The 20,355-nt window shown below is 56.0% G+C and carries 21 protein-coding genes and 1 pseudogene; 14 read left to right on the top strand and 8 right to left on the bottom strand.

What is annotated here, in order from left to right; all coding sequences use genetic code 11:
* The first annotated feature begins 17 nt into the window (after positions 1-17).
* The 4 genes from CU103_RS09180 (at position 18) to CU103_RS09165 (ending at position 2,979) form a co-directional block, all read left to right on the top strand.
* Positions 18-977, top strand: a complete 960-nt coding sequence (locus CU103_RS09180) for an ABC transporter permease (protein ID WP_245448683.1) — start codon at positions 18-20, stop codon at positions 975-977.
* Complete coding sequence (locus CU103_RS09175; RefSeq protein ID WP_106663598.1) at positions 974-1,852, top strand: ABC transporter permease; 879 nt, start codon at positions 974-976, stop codon at positions 1,850-1,852. The genes CU103_RS09180 and CU103_RS09175 overlap by 4 nt, the downstream gene beginning before the upstream one ends.
* A gap of 222 nt (positions 1,853-2,074) precedes the next feature.
* Positions 2,075-2,635 carry an FMN reductase gene (gene msuE / locus CU103_RS09170; protein WP_106663597.1) on the top strand — a complete coding sequence of 187 codons (561 nt, stop codon included), beginning with the start codon at positions 2,075-2,077 and terminating at the stop codon, positions 2,633-2,635.
* 65 nt (positions 2,636-2,700) lie between these two features.
* On the top strand, positions 2,701-2,979 hold the full coding sequence (locus CU103_RS09165; protein WP_106663596.1) for a DUF982 domain-containing protein: 279 nt from the start codon (positions 2,701-2,703) through the stop codon (positions 2,977-2,979).
* Between the two features lie 30 nt (positions 2,980-3,009).
* Here the strand turns inward: CU103_RS09165 and CU103_RS09160 are convergent, their stop codons facing one another.
* Positions 3,010-3,195, bottom strand: a complete 186-nt coding sequence (locus tag CU103_RS09160) for a hypothetical protein (protein ID WP_106663595.1) — start codon at positions 3,193-3,195, stop codon at positions 3,010-3,012.
* A gap of 68 nt (positions 3,196-3,263) precedes the next feature.
* On the bottom strand, positions 3,264-3,500 hold the full coding sequence (locus CU103_RS09155; RefSeq protein ID WP_106663594.1) for a hypothetical protein: 237 nt from the start codon (positions 3,498-3,500) through the stop codon (positions 3,264-3,266).
* A 254-nt stretch (positions 3,501-3,754) separates the two neighbouring features.
* Between CU103_RS09155 and CU103_RS09150 the strand changes: the two genes are divergently transcribed.
* From CU103_RS09150 to CU103_RS32755, 3 genes are all read left to right on the top strand, one after another.
* Positions 3,755-4,297, top strand: a complete 543-nt coding sequence (locus tag CU103_RS09150; protein WP_106663593.1) for a Chromate resistance protein ChrB — start codon at positions 3,755-3,757, stop codon at positions 4,295-4,297.
* Positions 4,294-5,538, top strand: coding sequence for an MFS transporter (locus tag CU103_RS09145; protein WP_170117005.1), 1,245 nt, complete (start codon positions 4,294-4,296; stop codon positions 5,536-5,538). Before CU103_RS09150 ends, CU103_RS09145 begins: the two co-directional genes overlap by 4 nt.
* Positions 5,539-6,210: 672 nt before the next feature.
* On the top strand, positions 6,211-6,651 hold the full coding sequence (locus tag CU103_RS32755; RefSeq protein ID WP_425350577.1) for a GNAT family N-acetyltransferase: 441 nt from the start codon (positions 6,211-6,213) through the stop codon (positions 6,649-6,651).
* A gap of 265 nt (positions 6,652-6,916) precedes the next feature.
* On the opposite strand, the gene CU103_RS09125 is transcribed toward CU103_RS32755, so the two are convergent.
* On the bottom strand, positions 6,917-7,600 hold the full coding sequence (locus tag CU103_RS09125) for a B3/B4 domain-containing protein (protein WP_106663589.1): 684 nt from the start codon (positions 7,598-7,600) through the stop codon (positions 6,917-6,919).
* A gap of 44 nt (positions 7,601-7,644) precedes the next feature.
* Positions 7,645-8,268: an FMN-binding negative transcriptional regulator gene (locus tag CU103_RS09120; RefSeq protein ID WP_106663588.1), complete on the bottom strand. Its 624-nt coding sequence runs from the start codon at positions 8,266-8,268 to the stop codon at positions 7,645-7,647.
* A 75-nt stretch (positions 8,269-8,343) separates the two neighbouring features.
* Between CU103_RS09120 and pdxR the strand changes: the two genes are divergently transcribed.
* Positions 8,344-9,801 carry a MocR-like pyridoxine biosynthesis transcription factor PdxR gene (gene pdxR, locus CU103_RS09115; RefSeq protein ID WP_106663587.1) on the top strand — a complete coding sequence of 486 codons (1,458 nt, stop codon included), beginning with the start codon at positions 8,344-8,346 and terminating at the stop codon, positions 9,799-9,801.
* 24 nt (positions 9,802-9,825) lie between these two features.
* On the opposite strand, the pseudogene CU103_RS32475 reads toward pdxR, so the two are convergent.
* Positions 9,826-10,367 (bottom strand): annotated as a pseudogene (locus tag CU103_RS32475) (IS66 family transposase); the annotation flags it as partial.
* A gap of 276 nt (positions 10,368-10,643) precedes the next feature.
* Here CU103_RS32475 and choX point away from each other — a divergent pair.
* The 4 genes from choX (at position 10,644) to CU103_RS09090 (ending at position 15,280) form a co-directional block, all read left to right on the top strand.
* Positions 10,644-11,585, top strand: coding sequence for a choline ABC transporter substrate-binding protein (choX, locus tag CU103_RS09105; RefSeq protein ID WP_106663586.1), 942 nt, complete (start codon positions 10,644-10,646; stop codon positions 11,583-11,585).
* Positions 11,586-11,847: 262 nt separating this feature from the next.
* Positions 11,848-12,864 carry an NADP-dependent oxidoreductase gene (locus tag CU103_RS09100; RefSeq protein ID WP_106663585.1) on the top strand — a complete coding sequence of 339 codons (1,017 nt, stop codon included), beginning with the start codon at positions 11,848-11,850 and terminating at the stop codon, positions 12,862-12,864.
* A gap of 833 nt (positions 12,865-13,697) precedes the next feature.
* A complete protein-coding gene (locus CU103_RS09095; protein WP_106663584.1) occupies positions 13,698-14,636 on the top strand; it encodes an oxidoreductase in 939 nt (312 codons plus the stop codon).
* Positions 14,633-15,280 (top strand): class I SAM-dependent methyltransferase, encoded by a 648-nt coding sequence (locus tag CU103_RS09090; protein ID WP_106663583.1) that lies wholly within the window; start codon positions 14,633-14,635, stop codon positions 15,278-15,280. The genes CU103_RS09095 and CU103_RS09090 overlap by 4 nt, the downstream gene beginning before the upstream one ends.
* A 350-nt stretch (positions 15,281-15,630) precedes the next feature.
* Here the strand turns inward: CU103_RS09090 and CU103_RS09085 are convergent, their stop codons facing one another.
* Positions 15,631-16,239 (bottom strand): TetR/AcrR family transcriptional regulator, encoded by a 609-nt coding sequence (locus CU103_RS09085; protein WP_106663582.1) that lies wholly within the window; start codon positions 16,237-16,239, stop codon positions 15,631-15,633.
* Between the two features lie 121 nt (positions 16,240-16,360).
* Complete coding sequence (locus CU103_RS31745) at positions 16,361-16,591, bottom strand: LysR substrate-binding domain-containing protein (protein WP_210203735.1); 231 nt, start codon at positions 16,589-16,591, stop codon at positions 16,361-16,363.
* A 16-nt stretch (positions 16,592-16,607) separates the two neighbouring features.
* On the opposite strand from CU103_RS31745, the gene CU103_RS31740 reads away from it, so the two are divergent.
* Complete coding sequence (locus CU103_RS31740; protein ID WP_210203734.1) at positions 16,608-16,835, top strand: hypothetical protein; 228 nt, start codon at positions 16,608-16,610, stop codon at positions 16,833-16,835.
* Positions 16,836-16,893: 58 nt separating this feature from the next.
* Here the strand turns inward: CU103_RS31740 and CU103_RS09075 are convergent, their stop codons facing one another.
* Entirely contained in the window at positions 16,894-18,015 is a 1,122-nt protein-coding gene (locus tag CU103_RS09075) for a hypothetical protein (protein WP_106663580.1), read from the bottom strand.
* 348 nt (positions 18,016-18,363) lie between these two features.
* Here CU103_RS09075 and CU103_RS09070 point away from each other — a divergent pair, with 348 nt between their 5' ends.
* Complete coding sequence (locus tag CU103_RS09070; RefSeq protein ID WP_146147769.1) at positions 18,364-20,055, top strand: hypothetical protein; 1,692 nt, start codon at positions 18,364-18,366, stop codon at positions 20,053-20,055.
* Positions 20,056-20,355 lie beyond the last annotated feature (300 nt).

Raw genomic sequence — 20,355 nt, 5'->3', positions numbered from 1 at the left:
TCGAACGGCCGCAGGCAGTGAAGCCGATACGATATCTCTGCACACGTGCAGGCACGCTGATACTGACCCTGTGGCTGGTCAGCGTTGCCATTTTTCTTGCAGGCCAAGTGCTCCCAGGGGACGTCGGCAGGGCGATGCTTGGTCCGTTCGCCGATACAGATGCGGTAGCCGAATTGAACCGGCGGCTCGGAACAGACAGGCCTATTCTTGTTCAATACTGGGATTGGCTCAGTCATGCCCTCGTCGGTGATTTCGGAACCTCTTTTGCGATGCGCGCGCCCGTAGCGCCCTTGGTACTTGAGAGCCTTAAAAACTCCGCGGCCCTTGCCGCCGTCGTGTTGGTGTTTCTCGTTCCCTTGGGCGTCGGTTCAGGCATTGTTGCCGGATTGAAACCCAACAGCTTCGCAGACCGGTTCATTGTGCTGGCCGGTGCATGTCTGGCAATCATCCCGGACTTCGTATCCGGGTTGATCCTGCTCATGGTGTTCGGGCTGTGGTTGAGTTGGTTTCCAATCACCGGCGCGGCTCCTGACGGTGCGGGATTCTGGACGACAGGCTACTATCTTGTCTTACCTGCACTACCTCTTGTGTTGAACCTGACAGGTTATGTGGCCCGAATGACGAGAACCGGCGTTGTTCAGGCAAAGCAAGCCGATTACACGCGCTCCGCAATTCTCAAGGGGCTGGACAACCATAAGGTCATTTTTCGACACATCTTGAGAAACGCGCTTGCGACGACGGTTGCGGTTTTGGCGACTCAGACCGGTTTCCTTCTAGGTGGTCTCGTCGTTATCGAAGCGCTTTTCGGTGTACAAGGGTTGGGCAGCCTGGTCTTGAACGCCGCCAAGGCGCGGGATTTTCCCATGCTTGAGGCGGGCGTTATTGTCATGGCGGCGATATTCGTGGTCACCGCCGCCATAGGCGACTTGCTGCAGGTGGCGCTCGATCCAAGACAAAGACGCCGGGGTTTCCAATGACCGGTGATATGAGCCTTGCCGCGAGACAAGCCCCGGTCGATCGAGCCACTTCGATCCGCCGCGTTGTCGAACGATTCGCAAAGCCTCCAGTCGTCATCGGCGCGTCAGTCCTGCTCTTTTGGCTCGCTTGTGCGCTGTTCGGCAATGCTTTCGTACCATTCGATCCCTACGCCGACGATCTGCTGTCGACACTCACTCCGCCGGACGGTCTACATTGGTTCGGGACGGACCAGCTTGGTCGGGATGTGCTCTCCAGGATTATCGTGGGCTCGCGCGATATTCTGCTTATAGCCCCGCTTGCCACATTGCTCGGCGTTGTGTCGGGCAGTTTAGTGGGACTCATTCTCGGCTATGTCGGCGGATTGACCGATATTGTCGGAGGGCGGATCCTCGATGCCTTCATGGCATTGCCGTTCGTTGTGGTGGTGATGATGACCCTCGTCGCAATCGGACCATCGAACATCACTGTGATTACGGTGATTGGGCTGGCGTACACGCCCCTGGTTGCGAGAACAGTACGCAGTGCAGTGCGTGAGCAGCGTGAGCAGGATTACATCAGCGCAGCCCGGTTGAGCGGCGAGAACGCGTTGAGCATCATGTTCCTGGAAATTCTGCCCAACGTACGGGAAACGATCATGGTCGAACTCGTCACGCGCTTGGGATACGCATTTTTTGCGGTTGCGACGTTGAGTTTTCTCGGCTTGGGGATACAGCCGCCATCGGCCGACTGGGGGCTGGCGATTGCCGAGGGATACGGCTTTCTGACGGGCGGGATGTGGTGGGTCGTGCTGTTCAACTCAGGCGCAATCGTCTCGCTCGTCCTGGCCACCAATCTCATCGCCCACAGCTTGGGCGCTTTTGAAGATAGTCCTTGATTTCGGAGGAGCGGCTCGCCGGCCTTGACTTGGGATGAGTTTTCCAGGCGAGGGCGGAGATCAGGCACGGAGGCTTTCTTACCTTGAGCATGCTAAAGTCCGCGAATTAATTGCCCGTAATCCGGCATAGTTGGACGCCTGTTTCCTTCGCTCCCTTCAAAGACTTGATATTGTTCGAGCATTGCCGCAGCTGCGGCGTCATAAACAAAAGGATACAGTCTCATGCCCAATCCGGCGGTTGTCGGCATTTCTGGGAATTTCCAGCGCCCATCGAAGAGCAGATCACTCGTCGCCGACGTGGTCGGCCGTATCGGCAAGCAGTACGGACTGGCGTCAGAGGTATATGATCTGATCGATTTTGGCGATACGCTTGGATCTGCCCGCCATGCGGGAAATCTCGATGATGCCGGTGAGCGAATTATTGCAAGAATATTGGCAGCTGACGTCCTGGTTGTCGGAACCCCGACGTACAAGGGCAGCTACACGGGATTGTTCAAGCACGTCATTGACCTGCTCGACCCGTTTGCTCTGCAAGGTAAGCCTGTATTGTTGACGGCGACAGGAGGAAGTGATCGCCACGCCCTGATCATCGAGCATCAATTGCGTCCGCTGTTCGGCTTTTTCATGGCTCATACCCTGCCCACCGGCATCTTCGCCATCGATCGCGATTTCCAGGACTATGAGATTGTGACCGAACATATTGGTTCCAGAATCGCGCAGGCTGTGCGTGAAGTCCGGCCATTTCTCAATCCTCGAGATGCCATCACAAGCGCTGCGGAGTGAGCGCCGCGCGCACCGTCGGCCTTTGCAGGCTCCCACGGGATTTTACCGACAGAAGGACGATTTCCATGATGACCTATCCATTTCCTCCTGTGACAATCGAAGCGGCCCGACTGGGCAGACCAAAGAATGTCTGCTCAGTCACGGAAGCGGCGGAATTTCTCCTGATGAAGTGGCCAACCTATGATGGTCCGAAGTTGAAGCTTGCCCGTCAGCATTGCTTTGATGCATTGGAGGCAAAAACAAGCACCGCCGCTGCACGATCCGCCTTTATAGAGGCTGCAAAGGAAGCAGGAATTCTCGTAGACTATCCTATCAAGGCCGCCGCGACGCCGCGTGAGGAATAACGCCGGAAAGCTCCACCGACAGCGCGGTGCTCAAAGGGCTCTATAGGTGATCAGCTGGAGGCGGTTTTCCACATCCGCGAGTCTTTGCTCGAGCGCTTCGAGAGACGCGTTGAGATGGTCTATCGGCTCGTCACCGTGACTTTCTCTGACAACCAGGATTTGTTCGCGGACAGATTCAGCTTCCGATTTTAGACTTGCTATGAGTTCTTCCGTCACGGCGTCTCTCCCTGCAACAATGTCTCCAAACTTTGATTGGTTGTCTCCACCCCAATGGGATGCACGCCTTATTGTTCACATTTCAGAGAAGCAGCATTGCACGCTCCGCTCCCTGGATTGGCTCGATTATCGTTCGTGGATTCATCCGCACGCGGTTTGCGAAGTCGCGCCATGGAGAAGGCGAGCACATTCCGCAGCACATCCAGTTCATGTCGGCCGACTGCATTATTGCCTTCGATGGTTCCTAGCCGCTGAAGCATTTCTCGAAATTCGTCGTGAACCTCGATGTCAGAAAAGATCGCCATTGCACGAAGCTCCCGGGGCTGCACTCAGTGAGGCAGTCGCATCGATTCAAGTCTGTCAGTACATCACGTTCTTCAGGGCAATGCCGGGCACCCATTTCTCAAGAACGATCCCATAAGGGAATTATTTGCCCCAACTAAGCTGGACGGGGTAGCTGTTAGTTCTTCCAAAGCATTGGTTGTCGTCCGCGGTGTGCAATTGATTTGCATCATTCCGTCCAATTGATTTGTTACGACCGTTACATTATGAAGTAGCCATGGTAAAAATCACTTGGCTGCTGCTCACCTATAAGGTCCCGCCGGATCCGGCCTCCAAACGGGTCGCGCTATGGCGTCGGCTAAAGGGTATGGGGGCGATATATCTGCAGAACGGTGTTTGCCTGCTGCCCAAGGCCGACGACCATGTTCGACGGCTCAAGATGCTCGGGAACGATATTGCCGAGATGCGCGGTGAGGCAGTGATTTTGGAGACTGTCGCATTGGATCGCAGTCAGGAAGACAAGGTCGTAGCCCGCTTCAAGGACGACCGGGACGAGCAGTATCGTGAATTTCTTGGCCGATGCGCCGATTTTGAAGCCGAGATCGCCAAGGAGATCGCGATCAACAAATTCACCTACGCGGAGCTCGAGGAAGAAGATACGGACCTGAAGAAGCTCCAGGGCTGGCTGGAAAAGATCCGAAAGCTTGATTTTTACGGAGCCACATTGGCTGACGAGGCTGCCGAAAGGCTTCGGGGCTGCGAGGCGTTGCTGGAAAGCTATGCACAGCGCGTCTTCGATGCCCACGATGAAAACAAATGAAACTGGAAGATCGGCAGCATCCGATGACAGTCAACATTGCAACGCCGCAGGCGACATGGCGCAATCTTCCGGCAGGTGTGTGGGCGCTCGGATTCGTTTCCCTGCTGATGGACATCTCTTCGGAGATGATTCATGCGCTGTTGCCTGTCTATATGGTGACGGTGCTCGGCACGTCGGCGCTGACCGTCGGCATTATCGAAGGCATTGCCGAAGCGACCGCCTCGGTCACCAAGGTCTTTTCGGGTGCGCTGAGCGATTGGCTTGGCAAGCGCAAGCTCCTGGCCGTAATCGGCTATGGTTTGGCGGCATTAACCAAGCCGATCTTCCCGCTCGCTGCCTCGGTTGAATGGCTGATTGCGGCCCGGTTCATTGACCGTATCGGCAAAGGCATTCGGGGAGCGCCCAGAGACGCGCTTGTTGCCGACATCAGCCCTGTTCATTTGCGCGGAGCCAGTTTTGGCCTCAGGCAGTCGCTCGATACGGTTGGGGCTTTCCTCGGACCGGTTTTAGCCATCGGCCTGATGTGGATGACGGCGGACCAATTCCCAGCGGTTTTCTGGATTGCCGTCATTCCGGCATTTTTGTCGGTCGGGGTACTTGTCGTGGCTGTCCGCGAACCGGAGCGCCCAAGAAGTCTGCGCCGCGTTGCCATGCCATTGCATCGCAGTAAACTGAGGCGGCTGGGCACAGCCTATTGGTGGGTCGTCGCCATCGCAGTCGTGTTCACCTTGGCAAGATTCAGTGAGGCATTTCTGGTGCTTCGGGCACAGTCGATCGGTCTGCCCCTGATGCTGGTTCCTGTCGTTCTGGTGATCATGAACATTGCCTATTCGGTGTCGGCGTTTCCGATGGGCATCCTGTCGGATCGTATCGACCGGATTCCACTCCTCGCCGTCGGTCTGGTGCTACTGCTGGTTGCCGATGTGGTTCTGGCATTTGCGACGGACATCCTTTGGGTCGGCGTGGGTGTGGCTCTGTGGGGGCTGCATATGGGGTGTGCACAAGGGTTACTTGCCACACTGATTGCTGACACCGCACCCGAGGAACTCCGCGGAACCGCTTTTGGCATGTTCAATCTATTCACCGGACTGGCGCTTCTTGCCGCCAGCATCATCGCGGGTGGCGTATGGGAACTGCTGGGCGCGCAGAGCACGTTCCTGACGGGGGCAGCATTTGCGATGATTACCTTGATCGGTGTTGTTTTCCTACGTGGGCGCTTGATCGCCATGGAGCACAAGTGAGGGCGACGGCACCCAGATCCGCTGGCTCTGATCTCACGGGTTCTCGCTAATCTACAGGGAACCGGTTGAGCTACCATCCTGCGAACAAAGCGCGCCAAATCATGGTCGACTAATGAAGGGATGCGGTCAGGTGGCCCGCCGACGTTTACGATATGTTGATAGCATCATCATAAATCATAGTTCCGGTCCATCCAGAGGAATATTGTTGATGCAATCAACAAAAGAGATACGGCGCTTCAACGGCTTCTATACAGCCAAATTCGGATTGCTGACCGAACGTACTCAAAAAGCGGTTACACGATTGCAATGCACAGGATCGCGTCCGAAATCGCGGCGGCTGGAACCACAACAGCAACGCTGCTGGGATCAAGCTTGGCGATGGATAGGGCCCAGATCAGCCGGATTCTTTCGAGAATGCTCTCGCTCGGCCTTGTGGAAAAAGCTGCGGACGACTGGAACGCGAAACGGCAGCTAATCAACTTGTCTGATCAAGGACACGCCGTTCTTGAAGAACTTGAATGCCGCACTGGACGCTGTAATTGGCAATCTGTCTGCATCCGGGAAGCGACGCCTGCTCGAATCCATGGACGAGATTCGATCAGTTCTTGGTACTGTCGGATACAGCGGCGATGGCAAGACAATTGTAAGGGAGCCGAGGAATGGTGAGCTCGGGTGGGTAATCCACCGGCACTCCATCATTCACGCCCGCGAGTACCTGCCTTTCCGAATCAAGAAAGCCCAATGATTGCAGATTTCGCGTCTTGGCGGTCTTCAGTCGGTGCCGATAAGCACCAGATTCGGGTCGCATTGAGGGACGGGGACATCGTAGGATGGGTCTTTGTACGGGGGTCGAGAAACCAGAAAGCGGAACTGGCCCATCTTTGCGTTGAACCAAGTTCGCGTAGAATTGGTGTTGGCAGCGCACTGCTTGAAGCCGCGCTTTCCATTTGCGAAGGCAGAGCATCGACGCTTGTGGCGGGCACAGAAGAGTATTGGACTTCTGCACACCAGTTTTTAGAGAAGGTCGGGTACCAGCTTTCGCCGAAGGCAGCTGATGGGCGGAGAGTATATTCCAAAACAATCATTGCTCCATCAGCTGGCCACACCCAATAATTCTGAAACCGGTTTGCCTACGATATAGGCTGCCGACTGAGTGGACCGCAGCTGTAGGCGGTTAAAAGGTTATTTTCCAAACAGCCATGATAACAATCCTTTTTTCTTCGCTAGCGGCCTTCCGTCAAATGCTGCCTGCACAGGCGGATTTACCGTAAGCGGTGTGCCACTCACACCTCGGCGAGATAATTCCGGGATTCGGTATCAAATGTGACCGGCCATGGAGCGCTATGGCAACTTTGCGCCATCAGCGGACAAGTCATCCTCAGACGGCGATTCTCTGAGCGAACACCAAACAATCGGGCATCAGCGTATTTAGCCCTTCAACCAGCATGTCCGACGCTTCTGCAAGCGCGCCTTCTGGCATTGTCTCAAGGCTTTCCAACACAAACCACATTCGACCATCGGCTGCCTCCAGTCGGGTGCGCGTGCCCTGCCGCCAGTTCCAACGCCGGCATGTGACGCCCGCATCGTCTCGCCAGATGACCTCTCCAGGGAGCGGCTTCTCGATCACCACTTCGCCGTTCATGACTGTTTCGAATGGTTCGCGTCCGTCGGCCACGGTAAGAAGCGGACGCCCAGCATAGGCATCGTAGTTCTCGCCGCCAACGGGAATGGCATATTTGAGACTGACGGCGTTATAGAGATCGACGACAGGATTGATCGAAGGAATCATTCCGTCCTTCAACACCCGCTTTCTCAGTGCTTGCGACGAACAGGGTGTCCGATTGGGCTTGGCTCCGAACCGGGTATAGGCGTCGGCCCAACTGGTCAAATGGGCGTCCGCCCATGCTGGGCCGCCCCGCAAGACGTAATCGCAGGCATCTGTCAGAAGCCCTGTGGGAAGGCTTCCTTCTCCGGCATTTGTCGCATCGACATGAATGCTCATCGCTCTGAAACCGGGGGCGATTTCCTTGATCCGTTCGTCGATCACGGGTGATTCAAACATCTATTGCTAACTCCAGAATTCCACTCAAAACCCAATTGCTCGTCTCAGACCCGGATCATGTCAGAAACGATCTGATCGGTAGGGCTGCGGCTATCGCCAAGTCCCTGTTTCACCCCTTTGCGATCGGCCTCAGGGCGATTTTGGCTCATCTTGCGCTTCCCCTGCAGCGAAACGACGGGCATGCGAACACCGACAATGCCGCGGAGCTGAGCCTTGATGTAGGCTTCGGGAGCGTCAGTGACTGCCCAAGGTAGCGAGCGTGACACCTCGTGAATGCCCGTGAGGCGCGACACCACCTCAAATAGTCGTTCGGCTTCTTCGAAGAACTCGACCGGCCCGCTCGCATGGACGGCTGTGTAGTTCCACGTTGGGACTACCTTCCCATGCTCGGCTTTTGAGGCGTACCAGGACGGCGTCACATAGGCGTCCGGTCCCATAAAGACTGCAAGTCCATGTCCGATGACAGGAGCCTGCCACTGCGGGTTCGGCCGCGCCAGATGCGCATAGAGGATGCCCCTTTCTCCCTCCGCCTCATCGAGGAACATAGGTAAGGGGGTGGCCATCGGACCATCGGGTGTAGCCGTCACGAAATTGGCAAGGCGACATTGCCGCATCATTTCGTAAAGCTCGGTCGTGTCTTCCACGGCGAAGGCTGGCGGGGTGTACATAAGCATCTCCTTGACGTGAGCGCATTATTCACATCAAAGTGGCACAAGATACACTGCCACTTTTGGAATATTTCATTGGTCCAGTTAGTCAAGAGCTCACGAAAGAGCGGCGCGACCCGCCGCATTTACCTGTCTTTGCGTGGCCAGATTACGTCTGGCGTCTACGATGCGGGTGAGAGATTGCCCTCGAGCCGCGCGCTTGCGGACGAACTCGGCGTTTCCAGGACCACGGTGACGGCCGCCTATGACCAGTTGATGTCGGAGGGGTACATTCAGGTGCGGCAGGGCGCGAAGCCGACGGTCACGTCCGAAGGACGACATCCGTACACCAGACCCGTATCGCAAGCACAGGAAACCACTCCCCAGGTGTCCGCCTATGCCTTGCGTGCAATGGCATTGCCGAAGAACATCAGCGCGGAACAGGCAGCGCTTCAATACGACTTCCGGTACGGCGACGTCGCTTCGTCGGACTTTCCCAAGCTGGCTTGGCGGCGTGCCCTGAACGGGGCAGTCTTGGCGTACCGAGAACGGCTTGGCTATGAGCATCCAGCCGGTAACCTGGCACTTCGTCGTGCCTTGCAAGGCTACCTCTGGCGAGCCCGTGGCATTGAATGCGATGTCGCCCAGATCATCATTGTCAGCGGTTCCCAGCAGGCGTTGGACCTGTGTGCGCGGGTGCTTGTCGATCCGGGAGGCCAGGTTGTCCTCGAGGAGCCCTGCTACGCGATGGCACGTAACGTGATGCTTGCTACAGGAGCAATGCCCGTCGCCATCACGTGCGACAAGGATGGAATGGACACCTCTCGGCTTCCCGATCCTAAGGATATAGCCCTGGCATTTGTGACGCCCAGCCATCAGTTTCCGCTGGGCGGCGTCCTACCGTCCGGACGTCGCAAGGCCCTGATCGAATGGGCGATCGCCGGGAACACCTACATCATCGAGGACGACTACGACGGGGAGTATCGATATGACGTGCGTCCGATTCCGCCGCTGTGGATGACCGGTCAAGGTCGGGTCATCTATGTCGGCACCGTATCCAAGACGCTGTCGCCAACGCTCCGCCTTGGCTACATGGTGCTGCCTGGCACGCTTGCGGAGCCCTTTGTCCGATGCAAGCAGATCACCGATCGACACAGCTCGAGCTTCGACCAAGAGGCTCTCGCTTCAATGATCGAAACGGGCGCATATGAAAGCCACGTTCGAAAAATGAGGCGACTGAACGCCGAAAGGCGTGCGGTATTCCTGAATGCAATGGCCGAAGCGTTAGGCGAAGAGGTCGACATCGTTGGAACGTCGGCGGGCCTCCATGTCGTCGTGTGGTTCAACCACCTCACTGCCAGCTATGAAGAGCGTTTCGCCGGCTGCGCGAGGCAAGAAGGTGTTGGCATCTACCCAATCTCGCGTCTGTTTGCGGCCCCAACAGATCAACGTGCGGGGTTCATATTCGGATACGCCTCCATGCCCGTTGCGCTGATTGGAAAGGGTGTAGATGACCTAGTACAGGTCTACCGATCTAAATTCCGGTCGGCATGACCGGTTTGGGCACTTGCGACATAAGACCGGATGATTCCACGGTAGGAGTTTATCGATCCGGCTCTGCTTATGGCCGTTGACGATGGCGGTGAGCGTGCTGGTCAAATAGGCCTGCGGATCGACCGCGTTGAGTTTGCAGGTCTCCACGAGCGAGGCGATGGTGGCCCAGTTTTCGGCCTCGGCGTCGTGCCCTGCAAAGAGTGCGTTCTTGCGGTTCAGCGCAATCGGCTGGATAGTTCTTTCGACGCTGCTGTTGTCGATCTCGATGCGGCCGTCGGTCAGGAAGAGGCACAGGCCGTCCCAGTATTTGGCGATGTAGTTCAGGGCTTCGCCGGGCGGGGATTTGGCGGCAACGCGGGCCGGTGATGGGCGAGCTATGTTCCCATGTCGGCGATCATGGGTTTTGCTCGCTCCTGTCGCGCAGCCAGGCGGGTTTCCGGATCAAGTCCTCGTAGTTCGGCCTCGATCCGGTAAAGTTCGCCGATCCACTTTACGCCTTCCTCGGCAATCGGCGCAGGTCCGTTGCGGGTGATCTCCACCAGCTTGCGACGGGCATGTGCCCAGCAATCCCTGGGTAATGGATAAATCTTGGAACGATGTGTCTGCAGCTGGTGACGTCCAGAAGGGCTCCGGCAGATTCCCTACCTCCGTTACGATGACCTGATTTTTCCTGCAGGACAGATAGCGTTTTGAGGCGGGGATGATCGTTTGAAGGGCAAATTATGCCGTGCCTTTGAGAACGCTTTTCCACTTTTGGATGGCAAATTGGTTCATTGAAGCTGTCCCCCCATGCAGGCGTTACGGTATCTGAGCGAACGACACGACACCCTCAGGAGACCTCGATGAAAAAGCTGGCAACGACAACTTTCGTTTTGGCAATCACCCTCCTTGGCGGACGGCATGCGTTTGCCGACAGCACTGCCTGCAGAACAGTCAAGCTGTCCGATCCGGGCTGGACCGACATCACCTCGACAAATTCGGTCGCCAGCGTGCTCCTCGAAAGTCTGGGCTACAAGGCTGACGTGAAGACGATGTCAGTGCCAATCGGCTATGAGGCGCTGAAGAACAAGGAAACGGACGTATTCCTTGGCAACTGGATGCCAGCCCAGCAAAAGTTCCGCGACGATCTCGACAAATCCAAATCAGCTGAACTGATCGTTACCAACTTGACTGGTGCAAAGTTTACTCTGGCGGTGCCAAGTTACGTAGCGGCGCAGGGCGTAAAGAGCTTTGTCGACTTGGCGACCAACGCTGACAAGTTTGAAAACCGCATTTACGGCATTGAGCCGGGAGCCCCTGCGAACCAGAATATTGAGAAGATAATATCAGATGAAAAGTTTGGATTGAATGGATGGAAACTGGTGGAATCCGGCGAACAGGCCATGCTTGCGCAAGTAGAGCGCGCCGCACGCACGCAGAAGTGGGTTGTGTTTCTTGCTTGGGCACCACACCCCATGAACACCAAATTTGAGCTGACATATTTGTCAGGCGGCGACGATTATTTCGGGGCCAACTTCGGTGGTGCCGAAGTCAACACGCTAGCCCGCACGGGTTGGGCGAGCGAATGTCCAAATGCGGCCAAGTTGTTTTCGAATCTCGTCTTCGATTTGAACATCGAGAACGCGTTGATGGGCAAGATATTGGATGAAGGCGAAGAGGGCAGAGCAGCAGCCAAAGAATGGATCAAAGCGAACCCGGGACAACTCGATATCTGGCTGAAAGACGTAAAGACGGTTGAGGGGGCACCGGGGTTGGAAGCGGTTCGAGCCGCGCTCGGGATCTAACTCGGGCTCCATGCAGACAATCTGCTCTTCGGTCATCGATTTGCGGCTTGCACGACGCGAAGCGTATTGGGCATCCAGGCAGCTGTTGCCGGCGGCGTTGGCGTCACGGTTCGCGGCGTTCCTATGCACGGGAAAGTGCAACTGCTGCGCTCGGAACGTTGGCCTGCCGATCGTGATTGGCGAAGACGCTGTGTATGCCTAGCTTGTCCAACCGCTCATTTTCAGCGACCCATCGGATGTGTACTGTAAGAGAGGACCTACGATGACCGAAGACAGTAATCGTCGGATCGTGCTGGCATCAAGGCCCGTCAGCTTGCCCGCGTTGGACAATTTCCGGATTGAGCGGACGGCGATTCCATCACTTGAAGAAGGTCAGGTGCTGCTGAAAATCCGGTACCTTTCTTTGGATCCTTACATGCGCGGGCGCATGAGTGCAGCCAAGTCCTACGCAACGCCCGTGGAAATCGGCGGTGTGATGGAGGGCGGAACGGTTGCAGAGGTCGTGGCGACCAAGAACCCCGACTACCGGATTGGGGAGATCGTCCTTTCCCATTCAGGCTGGCAAACATACGCGGCCGAACACGGGGCAGGACTGCGGAAACTCGACCCGGATCTTGTACCGGTGACCACCGCACTTGGTGTATTCGGCATGCCAGGGTTCGCGGCATACTCTGGCCTTCTCAATATCGGACAGCCTGCAACCGGTGAAACCGTCGTCGTCGCCGCTGCCAGTGGCCCGGTCGGCTCCGTTGTCGGTCAGATTGCCCGGATCAAGGGCGCTCGGGCGGTCGGGATTGCCGGGGGACAAAGAAAGTGCGAATTCGCAAAAAACACTTTCGGCTTTGACTCCGTGATCGATCACACGTCGCCCGATTTTGATGCACGACTGCGGGAAGCCTGCCCGAATGGCGTCGATGTTTATTTCGAGAACGTCGGGGGCAAGGTGTGGGATGGCGTCTTTCCGCTTCTGAACAAATTCGCGCGGATACCTGTGTGTGGCCTGATTTCCCAATATAACGATAGCGGCCCATTCGACGGACCGGACCGTTTGCCTCTTGTCATGGCGAGCGTGCTTTCCAAAAGCCTGACTGTGCGTGGCTTTATCCAACGCGATTTTGCTGATCAAAGGCCCGTATTCTATAACGAGATGGCCGATTGGCTCACCCAAGGGGTCATCAAATACAAGGAAGATATCGTCGATGGTCTGGAGCAAGCTCCAGAGGCCTTTATCGGTATGCTTCAAGGAAAGAATTTCGGTAAGCTTCTTGTCAGACTGTAGCTCAGGTCCCCTGGTCTTCATGACCGTGCAACGCAGCGTTTGCGGCACGCCATATGCCGGTTGCCCGGTGCGCAAGCGCTTATGCTGCGTCCGCCGGATCACCTCGAAATGTGAAGATCTTGGCCGGTTCACCTAAAGCCGCAAACGATGCTGGTTGCAGCTGCCAAGGCAAATTCGTATCTGAGACGCGTGCGATCATTTCGGTCGTTCTGGACGTATCCCTCTGTTTTAGGATGGTGGCGGTAAAATTTGTAACCGGTGAGCTCGAGCGATGCCCGATAAAGCGCCACGACGGACTCATTGACGGTAATAGCTCCAACAGTATTCGACTGACACCACGCTGTCTTGCGCCTTCAATAGCGGCGGCCCAAGCCTTGACCGCGCAGGCTTGGCGAGAAACCAATCGCCGAAATTCTGGAAATATCGTTTCGCTGGAAACGAGGAGCAGGTCCACGGCGTATTTGTACGACGTTCACAAGGCTAGCAATCGGGTCCACGTTTTCGGTGATTATTCGACACAGGATGCTTTCGGGGCTCGTCATGATCGGCACGAAGTATTCTTTATAGGCGGCAGTGAACGCAATCGACGGCTCGCTAAATGAAAACGTCGGCAAGAGGTTGTGATTCGATCGCTGGTCTTGAACTCATGGCATCTCCTCCTCGGGTGATTTCAGGCGGGAATTAAGCTGGTTCCCATTGTGATGGTGACAAGTGATCTGCGCAGTCACCCCTATGATCGTCAATCTTTACAGTGTTCAATTTATATGGCATGAACCAACTTAACACTGTTAAATTCGGATAGAGTAACGCCTCTCGCATGGAAGGAGTTTGGAATGGCATTCTGGACCACAAGAGATATCGCGGATCAGACTGGCCGGACGTTCTTGGTGACCGGTGCGAATAGTGGGCTTGGCTACCTGACCAGCTTGGAGGTGGCCCGCCGCGGCGCTCACGTTCTGATGACGGCTCGAAACCAGACCAAGGGAATCCAGGCGATCCAGCGGATTCGCTCGCTTGTTCCAGACGCGAAAGTCGAACTGCGCCTTCTGGACCTCGCCGATCTAGCAGCAGTGAAGAGCTTTGCACAACAGATTATCGATGATGGGACGCCTGTCGATGTTCTGGTCAACAATGCTGGTGTGATGATGCCGCCGAGGTCGTTGACGCGGCAGGGGTTCGAAATGCAGTTTGGCGTCAATCACCTCGCTCATTTCGCCCTCACGGCACTGCTGATCGAGCGGCTGCAGAAGGGCAACGATCCCCGCGTGGTTACGTTGAGTTCAGATTTGCACAAGCGTGGAAGAATTCACTACGAAGACTTGGACGGGGCAAAGAAGTACGGACGGATTTCTTTCTATGCTCAATCAAAGTTCGCTAACACCCTATTTGGGCTCGAACTTGACAGGCGTCTTCGCGCGGTCGGAAATCCAGTTCGCAGCCTCCTTGCGCATCCCGGCTACGCCGCCACTAACCTGCAGCTGAGTGGGCCGACCGGGTTTCTCAACGTTTTCATGCGCATAGGCAACCGGTTCATCGCTCAGAGCGCAGAAATGGGGGTACTAAACCAACTCTATGCTGCAACGGAACCGGGTGTCGAAAGCGGCCAATTCATCGGACCTGACGGGCGGAACGAGATGAAGGGCTATCCGACACTCGTTCAACCAATTGGGGCCGCACAGGACATAGCGGACGCTGGTCGGCTTTGGCGACTTTCCGAGGAACTGACAAACGTGCGCCCAGACTTAGGCACGTTGTCGGAGCAAGTCGGATGAGCGCCGTTGACAGCCTTTCCTTTCTCAGAGCGTGGGCCTCAAATCCACTACAGGTGGCCGCAGTCGCACCATCAAGCCGTATGCTTGCAAATCTCATCACCATGGAGATTTCGCCACGGACAGGTCCAGTCCTGGAACTCGGGCCGGGGACCGGGGTTTTTACGAGAGCGCTTCTGGCTCGGGGTGTCGAAGAGAAGAACCTTACGCTTGTCGAGTACGGCAGTGGCTTTGCCAAGCTGTTGAACGACAGATTTCCATCTGCTCGGATTCTCCAGATGGATGCTGCACGGCTCGGCCGGGTAGCGCTTTTTGACGGTTTACCAGTGGGAGCTGTTGTTAGCGGACTACCGCTCCTCTCCATGCCACCACGGAAAATACTGGCGATTTTGGCCGGGGCCTTTCAGCACATGCGGGCCGATGCAGCCTTCTACCAATTCACATACGGGCCGCGGTGTCCGGTGCCACGCCCGTTACTTGATCGGCTCGGCCTGAAGGCGACACGAACTGGGCGCACATTCTTGAATTTGCCGCCCGCCGCCGTCTATCGGATTTCACGGCGATCTCCCTCCCGGCTTGCTACGGCGCGGCCCCAATCGATCGCGTCAAATCAGTTAGAGCAGGCGCTCAACGCTGTTTGGTTGTGACCGACAAAATCCAATCCGCGAAGCGCAGATGCAGACTGTGATGAATGCGGCCGAATTCTACAGCAGGATGATGAAACCAACCTGCAGGGCGGCTCACTAACAGAGTTGATAGCACCAGCAATCGAGGCGACTGACCGTATGACAATGTTGATGTCATCAATTAAATAATAGACCGGACGCCACAAGCAAAGTCGCTTAGAACGCGCTGGCGATCTGCAGCGGATCACAACGTCTGCAACATTTAAAACAGCCTGAGCGGAGCATACTCGGACCCAGGCGCTGAAGAACGGCTGAAGAAGGATGCCTAATTGGTTATGTGAGATCGATCTTGAGCTTCGATGTCCAGCGTTCTAACGTTGTGGCCAGATGGCACCGAGGACCTCGGGCAGAAGCTGCGACAGCAGATGATCGCTTGAAGTATCGGGATAGAGGCGGGAAAATTTCCCGTCGAGCGCGAGATGTGCAAAGCCGTGAACCGTCGACCAAGCTGCCAGAAGCGTGGCACGTAACTCCGCGTCAAACGGGTGATCATCCGGCACTGAGCGCAGTGCTCTTACAGTCTCAGCTAGCGCGCTCCATGCCCGCTCACCAGCGAGTTCCAATCGCTTGTCGTCCGGGAGGAGCAGGTCGTGGCGGAACATCAGGTGGAAGCGGCCGGGAAATGCCAATGCGAAGCGAACATATCCTGCCCCCTGCATCTTCAACCGATCAGTCGGTCCGCCTGCCGAGGGATCGATGCTGATGTGCCGGGTCAATTCATCAAATCCCAGAATCGCAACCTCTGTCAGCAGCCCGGCTGAGCTGCCGAAATGATGAGCTGGCGCTGCAGGTGAAACGCCGGCACGCCTGGCAGCTTCGCGCAACGTGAATTTTTCCAAACCACGTTCGGCGAGTATTTCATCGGTCGCTCGGATTAAGGCAGCCGGTAAATCTCCATGGTGGTAACGGATGTAGTGCATTCAGAATTCCATCAACTCTTCAGATTATAAGTACGAATCTTTACAGCGTACAGATAGTCCGATATTTTGTCACTTAACGCTATAAGGATACGAGTGTGTATCGGCCATGTCTGTGGCAAATCTAATAGCGCCTGCAAAGTGCGGGTGTGACCTTCTCGACGAGAAAGTCGATGAAGGCCCGCAGCCGGCCCGCCATATGCCGCTTGTCGACAAAGACCGCATGGACTTCCTCCGGATCATCCGCCTCGTGATCTGTAAGGACCTGCACCAGCCTTCCGGCCGCGATGTCCTCGGCGACATGGAAGGCCGCGAGACGGCCTAGCCCGATCCCGGCCAGAACGAGCTGGCGCACAAGCGAGGATCTTCGGGTGAATGCAGGCTGGTTTCGCGGCCTTCTCGGCATCCTGTTTTTGAGTGGTCTGGCACGCGGCGCAGCGGCGTTGCAATTCGGCTTGCCGGGGCGCGCGCTGAATGCGGCTATCGTTGCCGAACTCGTTGGCGTGCCACTACTACTCGCCTGGCACACTGCGTTGACACGCAAGGCCGTTCTGATTCCATTCCGTCCTCTCATAGCAACAAACCACACTTCGACATGATTATCGAATTGGTGAAACGAACGAAGACGAAAAGTCAGAGATTCCGGACTGGCAGGCCCTAGCCTGCCGCGACCAGCATTTCAAGATCAGGCAGATCGCCGTTCTTCTCAGCCCATTCCGCAACTCTGTTGGGCAGAAACAGCCTGGCGTATTCCCGCTGCTCATCGTTGCCGGATGAGCGGGAGAAGATAACGGCGATGCCATCTCCCCTGCTTTGCCGGGTGACGTCGAAAGCTAGCGGCTGGAGGCCGTGTCGCGCCCACTCCCGTATATCTTCGATGTTGTTGTCGGCAAAGAACGAGCAGCAACGTGCCATCTCCCAACGCAGCTTGGCCAGCTTCTTGCCAGCCGAGCCGATGCATTCAACCGCCTTCAGGCCTTCGCCGCGCTCCATGATATAAACCGTCATCTCAAGCGCCTGTTCTTCGTTCTCGCAATCTGCAAACGGCAGGAGCAACTGCTCGACGATATTCAGATCCGTCAGAAATCTCACGTTCGTCCGGACAAGCGTTTCACCTCTCAGGTTGCCGAAGTGGTATTCCCGGGCAACCTTCCTAGGAGCTCTGTCGTCGTACGAAGCAGCTTGGTTGTCTACGAGTTCGGTCAGAACAAGTCTTCCTCCACCTTTCTGGGCTTGACGGAGCGCCTTTTGGATACGCGGTGCCCCACGCTTGAACATGTTGTAAATGCCATCGATCTCCGTCGCGATCGGCTTCAGACCTTCCAATAAACGCAACGTCACCGGCACGAGATGCAGTTTGGACATCAGGAAGTTTTCCTGATGCCGGCGCGCATCGTCCATCTTCTTCTTGGATAGCGCCACATGTCTGGTTTCTGCAGAGGCGCAGTCGTGGCCGATGATCGCAATGCACTGTCGCGCAAAAACGAAAACAAGCATTCCTTCGAGAAATTTCTCTTTGTGTTTGCACATGGGGCAGGGGGTGTAGTCTCCCGCTGGCCGCCGCTTCCGATCCACAGCAAACTGGTGGAGTATTTCGAAAGGTTCGCTGGTGTTCAGACGACCCCAAAACAATCCAGGAAACGTTTCAGGCGTATTGGTCTCTTTGACGTGAACCTTAAAATCTTCAACCAGGTGATAGGGTGCCTCGCGATACGTTGCGTGGCTCGTGTACTCTTCAGGAAATGTAAACTCTACAGCATGCTGAGCAGTCAATTTCATCGCGAATCTCTTCCCTAAGCTTTGCCATCAACTCCTCCCTGGCGGTTTCGTCTCGAATCAGTTTCCGAGAACTGCTGATATACTATTCTGATTCACCTTTTAACCAAGCCAAAATCACTGTATCCACACGACTCGCAGTGGAAACAGGGGGAATCCGATGCATCGGTCGCCATGCTATATCGAACGGGATTACGGCGGCCTAAACGCCCAAGGTCCGTTTAAGGTGATGGGGAGAAATTAGCCATGGCTACTGAAGTATATCGAAATGCTTTTGAGGCCTGGAACGCCTTCAAAGCTGTCGGCGGGCTTGACCTGGCGGACCGCGACGACGATCTGGAGGCAGAAATTTTGGCGCATATCGGCCAGCCTCTGGCACTGCGGCTTGAGGATGCCCTCCCGAGAGCGACCACTGACGATCTTGTTCAAGCACTGTTTAAAGCGGTCACGCCATTCGTGGAAATGTTCCGTGCGACGCTTGAGTTCTTCAAGACGGCGGGGGCGACTGAAGGGCGACAAAATTGGTCAATCAGGATCGATGAAGAACACTTGGGGCTTGAGGATTTCGAACAGTTCATCTCTGCTGTCTCAGAAGTGCCCGGCACGCTGGATGTGCCGGATCTCCAGGACGCGCATCTTGGAGGACTTTGGAAAGTCCTTACAGCGGCTCAAGCTGCCGATGATGTGGACCTCTTCTCGGATGCAAGCAATCCGGAAATCGCTTCATGGCTGAAGGCGTACAGACGCGGTGAGTTCCCTGATCTTCCAGAAATCCTAAGTAGTTTCAGTTTTTCGCCAGGTTTCGAAGATGTGCGCCGGATACTGGCTGTTCGCGTGAACATTTTGCGCAAAATCTATGTTGACCGAGAAACGATGATGCAGTCTAAGGCTCGCCGCGGCTGGCAAATGCCGCAGCACGACCCATTTCATCCGGCTAGCGTCAGTCAGGCTGAGACTGATTTTTGGACCAGGTCAATTCTCAAACTGCTGCTTCACGCTTTACGATTACCCCCGACGGCGCGTGACGTGGTGGATCGAGCTTTGCAGGCGGAGTTCGCGGGCCCGCGGCGGATCGTGGATTACAATGCGGATGCCACCCAGCTTGAGCGGATATTGTCTCTGCCAGTATGGCAGCGCCGACATGAATTGTACGCAGTATGGATAGCCACCGAAATTGTTGCTGCACTGCCTGACCATGAAGTGGAACTGCATCATGAGAACGGACGCATCGTTTTCGCATTCAAGGAAACGGTGGTAGCGCGGGTGCTGACATCGCGCCCTGAGCGACGCCTGATATCGGAGCGTCGCTCGCAGCTCAAAGACCCGATCGGTGCCGGTCGCACGAGCGGCGTGCAGCCCGACTATGGGATTTGGTCGGGCGACGCCCCCAATGAGCAGTGCCAGTTGGTCGTCGAGGTAAAGCACTACAAGCGCGCTAAAAACCGGTCCTTCGGTGACGTGCTTCAGGATTATGCGCGCGCTCATATGACGGCCAAGGTGGTGCTCGTGAACCATGGACCGGTGGGCGATGTCTTCACTGGCCGATTTGACAACGGCCTTAAGGCGCGGTGTGAGACTATCGGTCACCTTACATCGCGCGACAGTGACGCCCGAGGACATCTGGCGGAGCTTGTTCGAGCGACAGTCGGCGATCCGGTTCGACGTAGACTGCGGTCCAGTACGGGGCAGGCGCTGCTTCTGGTGGACGTGTCAGGCTCTATGCGCCCCGCGCTAAAGCCAGTCTTGCTGCAACTTGTGAGGGAGCTCGCGCGAATGGCGGGGGTGGCCACGGTCACTCTCGTGGATGTCGAGGTGGTGGATACCTTTGATTTGGATGATCTCGCTGCTCTGGACACCTCGATTTTACCGTCTCGCGCCACAGATCTCGGGCCGTCGGCGTCCGACCTGCTGGACGTCCACCCGCTGCTGCTCGCGCTCACGGATGCGGAGGGTACGGAGCAGTTGCATGGGTACGGCTTCGCAGTCGAAATCGTGGAACAATGGGGGGAGGTGCGCCTAGCGGAAGTGCGGCTCAAATCCTGAGATGGTCGAAAATGTGCAATTCGATGCCCGCTTCAATCGCGTCGACGAACTTGGCAGAGACATATTTTTTCGATCCAATAAGCGATGCCTCACATTGTGACACTTAAGTAGGGAGTCGATCGCCTCTGTCACCGGAGAGTTTCCGGCAATTGCGTTGCAATATCTCATAGGGGAGCGACGACCGGTGAAATCGTAGACGAGTTGCAGCTCTCCGGTTACGGCATGCCATTGGGGCAACTGTTAAGGCGAACTGAAAGAAATTGCGTTAATGATTTGAAAGATAAACAGTTATACTTAAAA

This window comes from Phyllobacterium sophorae, assembly GCF_003010965.1.
GTDB lineage: Bacteria > Pseudomonadota > Alphaproteobacteria > Rhizobiales > Rhizobiaceae > Phyllobacterium > Phyllobacterium sophorae.
Note: the sequence above shows the minus strand (reverse complement) of the source record. Positions and strands in the feature narration are given on the sequence as shown.

Excerpts from the sequence above, each read along its gene's own strand:
- CU103_RS09175 (WP_106663598.1), top strand. The coding sequence starts at position 974 with ATGACCGGTGATATGAGCCTTGCCGCGAGACAAGCCCCGGTCGATCGA.
- msuE (WP_106663597.1), top strand. The coding sequence starts at position 2,075 with ATGCCCAATCCGGCGGTTGTCGGCATTTCTGGGAATTTCCAGCGCCCA.
- CU103_RS09165 (WP_106663596.1), top strand. The coding sequence starts at position 2,701 with ATGATGACCTATCCATTTCCTCCTGTGACAATCGAAGCGGCCCGACTG.
- CU103_RS09155 (WP_106663594.1), bottom strand. The coding sequence starts at position 3,500 with ATGGCGATCTTTTCTGACATCGAGGTTCACGACGAATTTCGAGAAATG.
- CU103_RS09150 (WP_106663593.1), top strand. The coding sequence starts at position 3,755 with ATGGTAAAAATCACTTGGCTGCTGCTCACCTATAAGGTCCCGCCGGAT.
- CU103_RS09145 (WP_170117005.1), top strand. The coding sequence starts at position 4,294 with ATGAAACTGGAAGATCGGCAGCATCCGATGACAGTCAACATTGCAACG.
- CU103_RS09125 (WP_106663589.1), bottom strand. The coding sequence starts at position 7,600 with ATGTTTGAATCACCCGTGATCGACGAACGGATCAAGGAAATCGCCCCC.
- CU103_RS09120 (WP_106663588.1), bottom strand. The coding sequence starts at position 8,268 with ATGTACACCCCGCCAGCCTTCGCCGTGGAAGACACGACCGAGCTTTAC.
- choX (WP_106663586.1), top strand. The coding sequence starts at position 10,644 with ATGAAAAAGCTGGCAACGACAACTTTCGTTTTGGCAATCACCCTCCTT.
- CU103_RS09100 (WP_106663585.1), top strand. The coding sequence starts at position 11,848 with ATGACCGAAGACAGTAATCGTCGGATCGTGCTGGCATCAAGGCCCGTC.
- CU103_RS09095 (WP_106663584.1), top strand. The coding sequence starts at position 13,698 with ATGGCATTCTGGACCACAAGAGATATCGCGGATCAGACTGGCCGGACG.
- CU103_RS09090 (WP_106663583.1), top strand. The coding sequence starts at position 14,633 with ATGAGCGCCGTTGACAGCCTTTCCTTTCTCAGAGCGTGGGCCTCAAAT.
- CU103_RS09085 (WP_106663582.1), bottom strand. The coding sequence starts at position 16,239 with ATGCACTACATCCGTTACCACCATGGAGATTTACCGGCTGCCTTAATC.
- CU103_RS09075 (WP_106663580.1), bottom strand. The coding sequence starts at position 18,015 with ATGAAATTGACTGCTCAGCATGCTGTAGAGTTTACATTTCCTGAAGAG.